The organism is Butyrivibrio sp. NC2002 (genome assembly GCF_000702265.1).
Lineage (GTDB): Bacteria > Bacillota > Clostridia > Lachnospirales > Lachnospiraceae > Butyrivibrio.
This window is the reverse complement of the sequence record NZ_JNKZ01000007.1, coordinates 475654-490172: the sequence shown is the minus strand read 5'-3', so window position 1 is coordinate 490172 and position 14519 is coordinate 475654. Positions and strand designations below refer to the sequence as shown.

The window sequence follows — 14519 nt, the reverse complement described above, 5'->3', positions numbered from 1 at the left end:
AAGATGATATTGGTAATAAGTGTTCTTGAGCAGGGACTATGCTACGCCATAATGGCGCTTGGAATGTATATAACGTATAAGATACTGGATTTTCCGGATATGACTGTGGACGGAGGCTTTCCGTTTGGAATCTGTCTTGCGGTTGTGATGATAAGAGCAGGAGTCAGTCCTATTTTGACGCTCCCTATATGTTTTGCCGCAGGATGCCTTATCGGGGTATGTACAGGAATTATTCACGTTGTCTTTCATGTCAGGGACCTTCTTGCAGGTATCATTATGATGACAGGTCTTTATTCCGTTAATTTAAGAATTGCGGGTAAAGCAAATCTTCCGATGTATGATTACTATACTATTTTTGATAACAAGCTGATGAACGGTATCTTTTTAAAGATGCCCCGGTTTTTAAGACCTTTTCAGTCTGTTATCATTTTGCTTGTGATCACTGTTTTGGTAAAGCTTATACTCGACTGGTATTTAAAGACCAGATCGGGAATGATGCTTCAGGCGGTTGGTGATAATGACGTACTTGTTACATCAATGGGCGTAGACAGAGGTAAGGTAAGAATAATAGGACTTGCAATTGCAAACGGGCTAGTTGCTCTGTCAGGTTCAATCTATGCTCAGCAGCAGAGATATTTTGATGTATCCATGGGAACAGGTACCGCTGTTATTGGTCTTGCAAGTGTAATCATAGGAACAGCGCTTCTTAAAAAAGTTTCAGCTGTTAAGGTAACGACGAGTGTTATAGCAGGAGCTATTGTCTACAAAGCCTGTGTTGCCGTAGCTATAAAATGCGGACTTAAGTCGACGGATCTTAAGCTTATAACTGCTGTACTTTTCCTGGCAATCCTTATTATTACCAGAGACAGAAAGCACAAGGAGGCGTGACATGCTGGAATTAAAACATATTTATAAGACATACAATCCGGGCAGTGTCAATGAAATGTGCCTTTTTGATGATTTCAATCTGGTCGTGCCGGACGGACAGTTTGTGTCGGTTGTCGGAAGTAACGGCTCCGGCAAGACTTCGATGCTTAACATTATCTGCGGAAGTATAACGGCAGATAAGGGTGAGGTGGTCGTAAACGGCAAGAATATCGCAGGTCAAAAGGATTATATAAGACACAAGACGATAGGAAGAGTGTATCAGGATCCTTCAAAGGGAACCTGCCCCACGATGAATATTTTTGAAAATATGTCCATAGCGGATAACAAGGGTAAGAGATTCGGACTTCAGCCCGGAGTTAATAAAAACCGCAAGGACTATTACAGAGAACTGCTTAAGGGGCTTGGCCTTGGACTGGAAGATAAGCTCTATACAAAAGTCGGAGCGCTTTCCGGAGGTCAAAGACAGGCGGTTGCACTTCTGATGAGTACCATGACTCCTTTGGAGTTCCTTATTCTGGATGAGCACACGGCAGCTCTCGATCCTAAAACTGCTGATATAATCATGGAGCTTACAGATAAGATAGTCAGGGAAAAGCATGTTACGACGATCATGGTAACTCATAACCTTAGATATGCCTCAACCTATGGAGACAGGCTTCTTATGATGCATGAGGGAGCAGCCATACTTGATAAGGCGTATGAAGAAAAAAAGAGCATGAATCCGGATCAGATCATGCATCTCTTTAATGAAATCAGTGTTGAGTGCGGCAATTAATTTGCCGCACTTTCTGTATACTTTTCATCGCAGTACTGACAGCGATATATTTCTTTTTCCTCATCAGCCAGATAGAAGATCTGCGGAAGCTCCTGCTCTATGGATGAAATACAGCGGGGGTTATGGCACTTGATCACGTTTTTAATCTGGTGAGGTAAGAAGAGAGCACGTTTTTCAACGATTTCTCCTTCTTTTATGACGTTAACTGTGATGTTGTGATCTATGAATGCAAGAACGTCAAGGTCAAGAGTATCAATATCACATTCAACCTTCAGAATGTCTTTTTTGCCCATGACGTTACTTCTGGCGTTTTTGATTATGGCAACAGTGCAATCAAGCTTATCGAGTCCAAGGTGATGATAGATTTGCATGCTGCGTCCGGCTTTTATATGATCTAAAACGAAGCCTTCTTCTATTTTTCCGACATTTAACATGAGAGTTCTCCTTAAATACTAAATTTGCTTTTGGATGGAAGCTTAAAATACTCTTAGCAGTCCATGGTTCATGTGATCATCTGTCTTGTCCAAAAGAGTGAGTATCAGAGCCATTCTTACATATAGTCCGTACTGAACCTGCTTGAAATATGCGGCTCTTTCATCCTTGTCGACTTCAACGGATATCTCGTTTACACGGGGAAGCGGATGAAGGATGTGCATGTTCTTTTTGGCAAGCTGCATCTTTTCCTCGTTTAGGATGTAGAAATCACGCAGACGTATGTAATCTTCTTCGTTGAAGAAGCGCTCTTTCTGAACACGTGTCATATACAAAAGATCGAGCTTTGGCATAACGTCTTCAAGCTTTATAACTTCTTCATAGCTTATGTTGTTTTCATTTAGAAGTTCGATTATGTAATCGGGAACTTTTAATTCTTTTGGCGAAATGAAAATAAAATGAATATCCTTATAACGGACAAGTGCATTGATAAGAGAGTGTACGGTACGACCGAACTTAAGGTCACCGCATAAACCGATGGTAAATCCGTTTAAACTTCCGTGAAGAGAACGGATAGTAAGAAGATCTGTAAGAGTCTGTGTGGGGTGATGATGACCGCCGTCACCGGCATTAATTACTGGAATAGTGGAATTTGCAGCTGCTACCATAGGAGCACCTTCCTTGGGATGTCTCATAGCACATATATCTGCAAAACTTGAAATAACTCTGATAGTATCGGCGACACTTTCACCTTTGGAAACTGAAGAACTGGATGCATCGGCAAATCCGATAACCTGACCGCCAAGCCTGAGCATTGCAGTTTCGAAACTTAGTCTGGTGCGGGTACTTGGCTCATAGAAACAAGTGGCAAGTATCTGACCGTCACATTTGTGTGAATAGGCACTCATGTTTTTCTCAATATCAGCTGCAACATCAAAAAGTCTGTCCAGCTCTTCAACAGAGAAATCAAGAGGGCGCATCATATGTCGTAAATTGTTTGTCATTGATTTGTCTCCCATGAAAACTTTGTTTCTTTTTTGTTCTTAAACAATTATAACTGCTTAAACATTTATGTCTAGAGATTGCGAATGATATTTTTAATTTTTTTCATGGGATGTATTTTTAGGGCTCTGTATCAGTAATCTCTGAAAGTAGAGTATGGAGCCGAGCCGTCAACGGGTACGTGATAGATTACATTGTCTACTTCAAACGGCTTAAAATACAGATATTTGGAGGTAAGATTAAGAGAGTTGAATACACCTTCTGCGATAACAGTATTGCCGGAACCGTCAAGACCCATCACACGTAGAGTTTGGTTACCTGATTCTGATGTTGCATAGAAGATATTGTAATCATTCATATTGTAGAAATCGATCCTGGAGTTTGTAAGTACCTCTGTTTCATTTGTAGAGAGGCTGGTTCTTACGAGGCGATAATGATGTTTCGCATCGATGTAGTAAACGTAGTCGCCTTTTACAATGGGTTGCCAGATGTTGCCTTCCATTACGGTATGAGTGGCATTATCGGCGAGAGTATCCATTTGATGAAGATTATGATCCAGATCAACACCTGTGTAATAGATGGAACCGTTAAGTGCACAGCTGGGATTAAGCTGTTCTGTAGTGATAAATTTCTTGTTTTTTCCGTCAATTCTTACTGAGTTCAGGCCTGATTCCTCAACTCCGGGCAGGATGGTGTAGTAAACTGTGCTTCCAACAAGCTGCAGATCGGATATTTTATTCCAGCTCATAAGAACCTGATCTTCACCTTTTAAGTTACTTCTGTACAGACCGTAGTAGGTAGATACTTTTCCGAGTCCGTTTATGTCGGAAGGAGCTGAGTTGTTGGAGTTATCCATGTAGAAATAGAGGAATTTACCGCTGCCTGTAATATTTCTTACGCTCATCATTGTGAGAGGCTTTAAGTTTGTCTCATCAGGTGTCATGGAATATAGGCAGTCGTGATTTAATGGATTGGAGAAATAGACTGTTCCGTCAAGCTCAAGGAAAAGACCGCCGTTATAGAGGTTGCCCGGATTATTTCCGACAACATTTTCATCATTCATTGGAATGTGCTCTGATATTATGAGAAATGTAATAATAGCGACAAATGCAACGCCTAAGATCGATAAAAATATAATATTACGTTTAGAAGTCATAATACATATACCTTTTGTGAAAAAACATCAGTAAAGTTTTTGTATATCGTTAGTATATCACTTTTTATATGCTCATAAATAGTTAAAATTCTGTTATTTTTCTTTTGTTTGAAGGCAGACTGTTGTAAAATTTTTATATACTAAAAATGGAGAATAAAAAGATGGATTTAAATGAACTGCGTGGGAATATAGATGAGATAGATAAAAATCTCATAGCCCTCTTCGAAGATAGAATGAAGGTTGCCGAGAACATAGCTGAATGCAAAATAGAGATGGGCAAAAATGTTTTCGACAAGGAGAGGGAAATACAGAAGATACAGACTGTAAAGAGTCAGACAAGTCACGATGAAAACAGGGATGCCGTCGGCGAATTCTTTACAAAGATAATGGAAATAAGCAGAAAAAGGCAGTATGATACGCTGAAAAAACATGGCGTAAGTGATCTTGGGGAATCTTCAGATCCGGCTTTTTCAAATGTTAATACGAATCTTATATTGTTTAATAATGGGACTTACGATCAAAAACTATTTCTTGATTCGCTTGTTTTTCATTCGGGAGCAGGTAATTGCGGCTTCGGAAACGGTGATGATCTGATAGGTGCAGAGCCAATGGACATTACCGAGTGTATGAGCTTTCTTATAAAGGAGTGTTCTAAACGCGGATTTTACGGAAACCTTTGGCATGATTATCTTGCGCTTATGCTTGTGTCAGATGAAAATGCGTATTCTCTTGCTTCAGAGATGAGAGGAGATGTGGGCGGAACACTAAGGAATATGGCTCTTTGCGATATGAAGAAGTTTAAGAGCTTTTTTGATATCGACTTTACTTTGATGACAGAAAGGCTTGGCTGCCCGGAATTTAAGTTTTTACTGGATTATAAGGCAGGAGATAATGAAAGCAAATTATTTAATAAGAGAGTAAGAGACAGGATCTTGGAGCTCGCTGATAAATTGTCACAGGCAAATGATGCAGAGGAGATGCTTGATGAACTCTCCCTCTTTTACAAAAACTACGGAGTTGGCAAATTTGGACTCCACAAGGCATTTAGGATAAAGAGTGATGATTATGAGACGAATATCGAGCCTATAAGAAATATAAGGCATGTTCATTTAGATGACCTTGTTGGATATGAAATTGCAAAGAACAAGCTGATTGAGAATACTGAAGCTTTTCTTGCGGGTAAAAGAGCAAACAACTGCCTGTTGTACGGAGATGCCGGAACCGGGAAATCCTCCTGTATTAAGGCTATTGCAAATGAGTATTATGACAGAGGACTTAGGATCATTGAAATATACAAGCATCAGTTCAAGGATCTGAATGATGTTATAGCACAGATAAAGGGCAGAAATTACAAGTTCATCATCTATATGGATGATCTTAGCTTTGAGGAATTTGAAACGGAATATAAATATCTTAAGGCTATCATCGAAGGCGGTCTTGAGAAAAAGCCTGAAAATGTGCTGATTTATGCTACATCTAACAGAAGGCATCTTATCAGGGAGAGCTTCAAGGATAAGCCGGCTGTTCTTGATGATGATCTGCACAGAAACGATACGGTGCAGGAAAAACTCTCACTTGCCAATAGATTCGGTGTAACTATTTACTTTGGATCACCTGACAAGAAGGAATTTGACGAGATCGTAAGAGTGCTTGCAAAGCGCGAGAGAATAGATATGGATGAGAAAGAGCTTGTCGCAGAGGCGCAGAAGTGGGAAATGAGCCACGGTGGGCTCTCCGGCAGAACAGCACAACAGTTTATAGATTATATTCTTGGAACCAAAATGTAAAAAAGAATTATGAGGGATGCTATTATGGCGACAGACGTATTTGCTGCAGTGGACCTTGGGTCTTATGAACTTGATATGAAGATATTTGAGATGTCTCTAAAGAAGGGTGTCAAGGAGATAGATCACATAAGACACAGAATCGACCTGGGAACTGAGACCTATGCTACAGGTCAGATTTCTGCATACAGGATGGACGAACTGATAAAAATCCTGCTCGAATATCGAAGGATCATGGAAGAATACGGAGTGTCCAGATATCAGGCTTATGGTACCAGCGCACTTCGCGAAACAAGAGACATTGATAATATTCTCGAGCTTCTTCATCAAAGGACAGGATTGGAAATCGACATTATCAGTAATTCGGAGCAAAGATTTCTTGACTACAAATCTGTTGCGCTAAATAATGATGCCTTTTCCGAATTCCTTGATAAACCTACAGCAATCGTGGACATAGGCGGAGGAAGTATACAGATATCTCTTTTTGACAAGGATACACTTGTTACAACCCAGCAGCTTAGGCTTGGCGTTTTGAGACTGTTTTCCACTCTTATGCAGATCAAATCCGGATACAGTAAATATCCCCTTCTTGTTCATGAACTGGTGGATTCTCAGTTATCTGTTTTTGCAAAGATGCATCTGCAGGATAAAAAAGTCCAGAATATAATACTTCTTGATGATTATGTATCACCTGTTCTTAAAAGAGTTAATCTCGGATTTGAGAAAAAAGGGTACGCTGCGGTCAAAGAGTTCTCAAATTATATAAAGAATATTACAAACGAATCAATGCCTGTAATATCAAAAAAGCTCGGTATCGCACAAGACAATCTGTTGTTATCTTATGTTTCGGGACTGCTTGTAAGTAACATATGTGATGCTTTAAAAGCAGAGACAATCTGGGCTCCGGGAGGATGCCTGTGTGATGGAATGGCATACGAATATGCTGAAAAGAAGAAATATCTTAAGAGCGCGCATGATTTTGAGAAGGATATCGTAGCTTGTGCTCAGAATATTTCCAGAAGGTACATGGGAAGTAAGCAGCGAAGCGAGACACTTGAGAGTATAGCTCTTAATATTTTCGATAGCATGAAGAAGATACACGGTCTTGGAAAGAGGGAAAGGCTCCTGTTACAGATTTCCACCATCCTTCATGATTGCGGAAAATATATCAGTATGGTCAATCTGGGTGAGTGCTCCTACAACATAATAATGTCAACGGAAATCATAGGACTATCTCATATTGAGAGATCAATAATAGCAAATGTTGTCAAATTCAATCATGATAATTTTGAATACTACAGTGATGGCACTTATAGGTTCAAGGGAATAGACAAGGAGTCATATTTCACGATTTCCAAGCTTACAGCGATTCTTAGAATTGCCAACGGACTGGATAGAACTCACAGGCAGAAATTCAAAGATGTCAAGGTCGCTGTCAAAGGCAAGGAACTTGAAATAACGGTTGATACCATGGCGGATGTTTCGCTTGAGAGAGGCTTGTTTGACGAGAGAGGAAGATTTTTTGAACAGGTATTTGGAATCAAACCTGTGATCAGACAAAAGCGGTTATAACCTGTAGATTATTTTTTAAATAGTGAGGTAATGAGCGTGGCAGCAAAAAAGAAAACAGAACTAAATGAAAAGAGCGGAAAAATAAACTTTTATAACGACAGCTATTATATAAACCGTGAACTTAGCTGGCTTCAGTTTAATGCAAGATGCCTTTCGGAAGCAAAGGATAAAGCAACACCTCTGTTTGAGAAGCTTAAGTTTTTGAGTATCACTGCAAGTAATCTGGATGAATTCTTCATGGTTCGCGTGGCTTCTCTTAAAGATATGATACATGCAGGCTACAAGAAACCGGACATAGCAGGCATGACTCCCAAAGAGCAGCTATCAGCTGTTACAGCGGCTGTACATGAATTTGTAAATAAGCAGTATGAAGTATACAACCGCTTGTTATTGCCGGGGCTTCTTGAAAACGGAGTAGAGCTTGTGAAGGATTACAAGGCTCTTAACGCAGAAGAAGCGGAATATATTGACAGGTATTTTGATGATTTTGTCTATCCCGTTCTTACACCAATGGCGGTTGATTCATCGAGACCTTTCCCGCTTATCAGAAATAAGACACTTAACATCGGTGCCCTTGTAAGAGGCAAGGATAATGATGCCGATCTTGATTTTGCGATGGTTCAAGTACCATCTGTTATTCCAAGAATCATGGAAATACCTGAAGCTTCAGGCGTTAGAAAAATTATTCTTCTGGAAAAGATCATAGAAAGGAATATCCATAAGCTATTCCTTAATTACGATATCGTATGTTGTTATCCGTTCAGAGTCGGTAGAAATGCCGATCTGTCAATTGATGAAGAAGAGGCAGAGGATCTGCTTAAGGAGATCGAGAAGCAGTTAAAGAGACGTCAATGGGGACAGGCTATAAGACTTGAGGTTGAGAAGGGCTTTGATAAGAGACTTCTTAAGATCCTTGTTGATGAGCTGGGAGTGGAAGATAAGGAAATATATACCATAGATGGCCCTCTTGATCTGACATTTCTGATGAAGCTATACGGAATAGACGGCTTTGATTACCTCAAAGAACATGGATATAATTCTCCGGCTCCGTCACCTCAGCTTCCCGCCGACAGGGATATATTTGAATGTATAAGAGAAGGTGATATTCTTATGCATCATCCCTATGAGAGCTTTGATCCTGTGGTAAGGTTTGTTGAGACGGCTGCTTCAGATCCAGATGTACTTGCTATCAAACAGACACTTTACAGAGTAAGTGGTAATTCTCCTATTATAGCAGCACTTGCAAAAGCAGCAGATAATGGAAAACAGGTATCTGTACTGGTTGAGTTAAAGGCCAGATTTGATGAGGAAAACAATATTGTATGGGCAAGGATGCTTGAAAAAGCCGGATGCCACGTTATATACGGCCTTAAAGGACTTAAGACCCACAGTAAAATAACTCTGGTAGTAAGGAAAGAAGAAGACGGCATCAGGAGATATGTACACCTTGCTACCGGTAACTATAATGATTCAACTGCTAAGCTTTATACTGACGTTGGTATGTTTACCTGTGCGGAAGCGTACGGTGAAGATGCCACGGCTGTATTTAATATGCTTTCAGGTTATTCTGAGCCCGTTGCCTGGAATAAGCTTACTATTGCACCGCTTTGGCTTAAGGACAGGATACTTTATCTGATCCACAGAGAAACGGAGCATGCAAGGAATGGTGAACCGGCGCACATTGTAGCCAAGATGAATTCAATCTGTCATAAGGATGTCATCGCTGCTTTATATGAGGCAAGCAGCGCAGGCGTTAAGATAGATCTGATCGTCCGCGGAATATGCTGCCTTAGAGTAGGAATTCCCGGTGTCAGCGAGAATATAACAGTCAGATCTATTGTCGGCAACTTCCTTGAGCACAGCAGGATATTCTACTTTGAAAACGGCGGAAGCCCTGAGTATTATGCATCAAGTGCCGACTGGATGCCAAGAAACCTTGAGAGGCGTGTGGAGATCATGTTCCCTGTTGAGGACAGCGCACTGAGGGAAAAGCTGTGGCATATTTTGGATCTTGAACTTAAAGATAATACCAAGGCGCACCTTATGAATGAAAAGGGCGAATATATTAAGATAAACAGAAGAGGTAAGGATGCTGTTAACTCACAAAAGATATTCGGAGTTGAGGCAACTGAACTCGGAAAACCCAAGGATATCAGTGAGAGCAGGGTCTTTGAACCTGAATACAGAGATTATCACGGGTTATAATCAGAGGTTAAAATGGAGTACAAATATATACTAGCTTCAGGGTCACCAAGGAGAAAGGAACTCCTTGGATCCCTGGGGATTGATTTTGAGATTATTCCGGCGACGGGAGAGGAGATTTTGACAAGCTCAGTACCATCTGAAGTGGTGGAATCTTTGTCGGAACAAAAAGCTAAAGAGATTTTTCATAAAGTTTTAAGAGATAATAAAGGAGCTATCGTTGTAATTGGCTCTGATACCGTTGTATCATATAGAGAGAAAATACTGGGTAAACCAAAAGATAGAGCGGATGCCCGAAAGATGATCCGAATGCTTCAAGGCGGTTCACATAAGGTTTATACGGGAGTTACTATATGCGTTAAGACTCCTCTTGGCGCGGAGAAGACAATTACTTTTCATGAGTGTACCAGTGTGAAATGCTTTGAAATGTCAGAGGAAGAAATTGAAAAGTATCTTGATACGGATGAGCCCTACGATAAGGCGGGAGCATACGGAATACAGGGGATTTTCGGAAGATTCATCGAAGGTATCCGGGGAGATTACAACAATGTGGTTGGTCTTCCGGTTGCGAGACTCTATCAGGAGCTTAAGAAAGAAAAACTGGTATGACGCATATTGTAAATTGAATAATGCTCCTTTTGTTTGGTCAGACAGAATTTTACATTAGATATGCGGGAAAGTGAGTTTTGTATGCATGATTATGATGATGCGGTATTGAATTGTTTTCTTGAAAATCAGGGACAACTGTTTTCTGAAAATGTAGCCGACAGCCTCGAAGAAGCAGAAGCTTTTTTGGAGGACTGCATGGCTGTTGTAGTTGATGGTCCTGATGAGGTCGAGGAATACTTTGAGGAAGCCGGACTTGATCCGGGAGACGGTGATGTTATGGAAGCCTCTGAAGTATTTGATATCGGTGATGGAAGATATCTGATAGTTGAAGGGTAATATTTTAATTATGTTATTTATTATGTTCTTTTAATATAGTTGCTTTTGATAGTAGATAGCTCTTGCGCTTTGCAGGGGCTATTTTTTCTTTGATTTTTTCTTTTACAAAAATATAGTTGACAGGGTATGTGTTATTAGTGTATATATAACACATAAACAGTTAAGCAAATTACTGATTTCCCAAAATCGGTAATTTCTTCAAGCTTGTTAAACTTTCAGGAGGAACTAATGAAAATATTACAATCATCGGGTGTACCTATATATCAACAGATTGCTGATAGCTTCAGAACAGATATCCTGGAAGGCAAGCTCTCACAGGGAGAATATCTCCCTTCTATAAGGGGGCTTGCCAAGGAACTCAAGATAAGTGTTATCACAACACTTAAGGCCTATGAGATGCTTGAGCAGGAGGGACTTGTGACAGCGGTTCAGGGCAAGGGATATTATGTAAATGCTCAGGACACACAGATGCTTATGGAGCAGCACAGACGTAAGGTTGAGGATGCTCTTTTAAGCGCAATCTATTCTGCAAGGCTTGCGGGAATGACCGGAGATGAGCTTGTGGAAACATTACAAACTTTATTGAAACTTGATTTGGAGGGATAAGTCATGGAATGTAATTATGTTTTAGAGGGAAAAAACATCACTAAGAAGTACAAAAATTTTAAACTGGATATTGAAAATCTGCAGATTCCCAAGGGGTTTGCAACAGCGCTTATAGGTGAGAACGGTGCAGGTAAAACAACTCTTCTTGATATCCTTGCCGGGATTAAGCTTGATTACAAAGGAAGCCTTAAATTCTTTGGACAGTATAATGACAAGGACAGAGAAAAGAACCCTGACGTCAAGAACAGGATTGGATATCTTGGAACGGGAAACTATTTCTTTCCAAGCTGGACTCTTAAGGAGATAGAGGAGCTTCAGGGACTTTTGTTTGATAACTTCGATCTTGGCAAATACAGGGAAATCTGCAATGAACTGGCTCTTTATACAGGTGGCGCTTTTGAAAAAAACAAAAAGGTAAACAACCTCTCTGACGGTAATAAGGTTAAGCTGATGCTTGCAGGAATTCTTGCAAGAGAAACGGATCTGTTACTTATGGATGAGCCTGCATCTCCGCTTGATCCACTTATGAGAGATAAGCTTTGCAATATGCTCAGGAACTATATTTCAGAGAATGAAGGCGAAAGAAGTGTTCTTTTTTCCACACATAATATTTCTGATATGGAGAGCATAACCGATTATGTGATAATTGTTGAGCAGGGAAGAATTGTTGAGCAGGGCTTTGCCGAGGATCTCAAGGAAAAATACATTGTCGTAAAGGGTGAAAAGAAGGATGAAGTAAGTGCTGCAAAGGTTATAAAGAATATTTCTACAAGTTCCTTTGGCTTTGAGGGAATCTGCCTTGCAGAAGATATTGATAAGCTCTCTGGTATGGATATAGCTGTAGAGAGACCTACACTGTCTCAGATTTCAGTGCATGTAATGAAGGAATATTCTTTGCTTGGTGAAATGGAAGATGATAAGAGGGCAGCATCATGAAAATGGCGATAAAATCATATAATATTTATCATAATTTCTGGGATAAACTGATATTTGGGCTTCTAATCCCGATTGCGACTATTTTTCTTATCGTACTTATCGGAACAGCTTTTTGGCAGATGTCCGTCATTATAATGGTGATATATACGATGCTGTCTGAACTGCTTAGAGATTTCTTTAGCTTTAACGGTGCATATTCAAGGCATTCGCATCATACAATCTTAAGAAGCTCGTTTTATGGTAAGAAATTTTTTTTGAGCAGTGTTATGAGTGAGCATATAAGAAACTTTCTGCATTATATGATCATGCTGGTGATTTTTTTCTTCATAATGAATTCGATGGATCACCTTGATGCAGGATTCGTTCTTATTAGTTTGATGATAGTGCTTATTGCATATAGCATGAACACAGTAGCAGTTAATGTATTGAGATATTTTGATAACTATGCAATGTATACCTTTGTGTCTATACCGTTTGTTGCAATAGCTGCTATGGCTGCAAATTTTATCCCGGATAGCGGACTTAATGAGAACATAGGAATCGCAGGTATAGTTACGATACTGGTTTTCGCATTTTCTATGATAGTCACAGTGCTTGGATATATTCATGCAAGTCATTGCTACGATAAGAGTTTTGAGGATAAATTACAATAACAGATTGGTAATTAAGGAGTTACAAAAAAATGAAATCATTGATCAAATGTTTTAAGCTTTTAAAATATAGCGCTCAGCTTAAGAGGTCTATAATCTTCATGGTTATTATAGGAATATGCGGTTTCTTTATGGAATTTGCATCTAGTGAATCACAGAGCTTTATTGGAGGTTTTTATATTTTTCTCTTTCCTGTAATGATAGGGCAGATGTTGTTCACACTTTCTATGTCGGGGCTTATTCAATCATCTTCTTATAAAAAGAAATTGCAGACCGGATTCCCATTCATGATACAGTTACCGATAACCGGAATCTCACTTTTTGTTGTTATAGCTCATCGCGCATGGATCGTCAAACACGGAACTCCCGGAATATCTGATGCTGAGAATTATACATCACAGGCAGCTTATATTTTTTGGCTTGGTGTCATTATTTTCTTTTCACTTGTATATTTTGGAGTATGCTATAAGTTCTTCGTGGCTTCGCTTGTTGTGTTTTGCATAATCGTGGTAGCTGTTATGACGGGGATGCATAATGAGTATCTTGGACTTAACAGTATAGTCGGAAAAAGCTTTGAGGCATCGGTAGCAATTACAGTTATATTGTATTTACTGGGAAATCTTGTATCTTATTTAATTTCGAATCTGGTATATAAATGTGATATGTCAGAGTATATGATCAAAAGAACAGTTGGAAAGTGGGCAAATTAAATCTCATTGTATCGTAGGGGAATAGTTCAGTATTTAGAACAATCAAATAAATACGATAAAAACGCCAGGTCTAAAAAAGACTTGGCGTTTTAAAGTTCAATACGAATCCTGTTTTCTTAGGAAAAACATTTACATGGTTGAAATACCGAATCCGTTACATATAGCATCTACGGCAACTCCATCCCGGCAAAGAGGGCAGGAGTCATGAGAATAGCTTGCATAGTCTGACAGATCGCGGCTTGAGAAGAGAGATCTTATTGGCACATTTTCAATTTGAGTAGCGATAGAAAATACTGCAGCAACACCAACAGGTTCGCCTTTGTAAAATCTGATGGATTCAAGGGCTGTTTTAAGCGCACCACCTGTCGTAACGGAATCAGTCAGGATAAGGACCTTTTTGCCACTTACCATGTGCTGGGTGTTTTCTCTAAACATCATCTGACCGCTGACATTTACTTCAGGACCGGTGATATACATGGTTTTATGTGAATTCATGGAGATAACACCGCTTTCTGTAAGCTTGTTTGCAAGATAGGAGCCTACAACTTCCATCCCGTCAAGACAAAGAATAGTGTCAATTACATCAGTAGCAAGGTAAAGCTCGGCAAGTGATTCACCTGCGGCGCGTGCTTCCTTCATTCTGGCCTTAGTATCACACATATCCAGATAATAATTGACATGGGAATGAGGGGTTATGAAGTGCCCCTTTGTGTAACGAAGAATTACGTCTGTGTTTCTTGAATACTCGAGTTTCTTATAACCTTGCATAATGTATCCTCCTAAAATAAGTACAACACATAGCTGCAATAACAACAAACAACGAAATATCAATAAATATTTTATGTATTAATAATACCACAC

Annotated in this window: 15 protein-coding genes; 11 read left to right on the top strand and 4 right to left on the bottom strand. The window is 39.7% G+C overall.

Features of this window, described 5'->3' with window-relative positions:
* Positions 1–3 precede the first annotated feature (3 nt).
* Entirely contained in the window at positions 4–888 is an 885-nt protein-coding gene (locus T543_RS05400; protein ID WP_035766357.1) for an ABC transporter permease, read from the top strand.
* Position 889: 1 nt separating this feature from the next.
* Positions 890–1663 (top strand): ABC transporter ATP-binding protein, encoded by a 774-nt coding sequence (locus T543_RS05395; protein WP_035766355.1) that lies wholly within the window; start codon positions 890–892, stop codon positions 1661–1663.
* Here the strand turns inward: T543_RS05395 and T543_RS05390 are convergent.
* The 3 genes from T543_RS05390 to T543_RS05380 all read right to left on the bottom strand — a co-directional run bounded on the left by T543_RS05390 (position 1660) and on the right by T543_RS05380 (position 4253).
* Positions 1660–2097, bottom strand: coding sequence for an aspartate carbamoyltransferase regulatory subunit (locus tag T543_RS05390; RefSeq protein WP_035766352.1), 438 nt, complete (start codon positions 2095–2097; stop codon positions 1660–1662). The genes T543_RS05395 and T543_RS05390 overlap by 4 nt on opposite strands.
* Positions 2098–2139: 42 nt before the next feature.
* A complete protein-coding gene (gene pyrB / locus T543_RS05385) occupies positions 2140–3099 on the bottom strand; it encodes an aspartate carbamoyltransferase (protein ID WP_035766350.1) in 960 nt (319 codons plus the stop codon).
* Positions 3100–3230: 131 nt separating this feature from the next.
* A complete protein-coding gene (locus tag T543_RS05380; protein WP_081829951.1) occupies positions 3231–4253 on the bottom strand; it encodes a DUF5050 domain-containing protein in 1023 nt (340 codons plus the stop codon).
* 161 nt (positions 4254–4414) lie between these two features.
* On the opposite strand from T543_RS05380, the gene T543_RS05375 reads away from it, so the two are divergent.
* From T543_RS05375 to T543_RS05335, 9 genes are all read left to right on the top strand, one after another.
* Positions 4415–6040, top strand: coding sequence for a DUF815 domain-containing protein (locus T543_RS05375; protein WP_197023933.1), 1626 nt, complete (start codon positions 4415–4417; stop codon positions 6038–6040).
* A gap of 24 nt (positions 6041–6064) precedes the next feature.
* Entirely contained in the window at positions 6065–7609 is a 1545-nt protein-coding gene (locus T543_RS05370) for a Ppx/GppA phosphatase family protein (RefSeq protein ID WP_035766348.1), read from the top strand.
* A 36-nt stretch (positions 7610–7645) separates the two neighbouring features.
* Positions 7646–9814 carry an RNA degradosome polyphosphate kinase gene (locus T543_RS05365; RefSeq protein WP_255347217.1) on the top strand — a complete coding sequence of 723 codons (2169 nt, stop codon included), beginning with the start codon at positions 7646–7648 and terminating at the stop codon, positions 9812–9814.
* Between the two features lie 12 nt (positions 9815–9826).
* A complete protein-coding gene (locus tag T543_RS05360) occupies positions 9827–10420 on the top strand; it encodes a Maf family protein (RefSeq protein ID WP_035766344.1) in 594 nt (197 codons plus the stop codon).
* A gap of 81 nt (positions 10421–10501) precedes the next feature.
* Complete coding sequence (locus T543_RS05355; RefSeq protein WP_035766342.1) at positions 10502–10756, top strand: hypothetical protein; 255 nt, start codon at positions 10502–10504, stop codon at positions 10754–10756.
* Positions 10757–10984: 228 nt separating this feature from the next.
* On the top strand, positions 10985–11362 hold the full coding sequence (locus tag T543_RS05350; RefSeq protein ID WP_035766340.1) for a GntR family transcriptional regulator: 378 nt from the start codon (positions 10985–10987) through the stop codon (positions 11360–11362).
* Positions 11363–11365: 3 nt separating this feature from the next.
* Positions 11366–12298, top strand: a complete 933-nt coding sequence (locus T543_RS05345; protein ID WP_035766338.1) for an ATP-binding cassette domain-containing protein — start codon at positions 11366–11368, stop codon at positions 12296–12298.
* Positions 12295–12951, top strand: coding sequence for a hypothetical protein (locus tag T543_RS05340; protein WP_035766336.1), 657 nt, complete (start codon positions 12295–12297; stop codon positions 12949–12951). Before T543_RS05345 ends, T543_RS05340 begins: the two co-directional genes overlap by 4 nt.
* A gap of 29 nt (positions 12952–12980) precedes the next feature.
* Positions 12981–13658: a hypothetical protein gene (locus T543_RS05335; protein WP_035766333.1), complete on the top strand. Its 678-nt coding sequence runs from the start codon at positions 12981–12983 to the stop codon at positions 13656–13658.
* A gap of 129 nt (positions 13659–13787) precedes the next feature.
* On the opposite strand, the gene T543_RS05330 is transcribed toward T543_RS05335, so the two are convergent.
* Positions 13788–14426 (bottom strand): phosphoribosyltransferase family protein, encoded by a 639-nt coding sequence (locus T543_RS05330; RefSeq protein ID WP_035766330.1) that lies wholly within the window; start codon positions 14424–14426, stop codon positions 13788–13790.
* Positions 14427–14519: the final 93 nt, after the last annotated feature.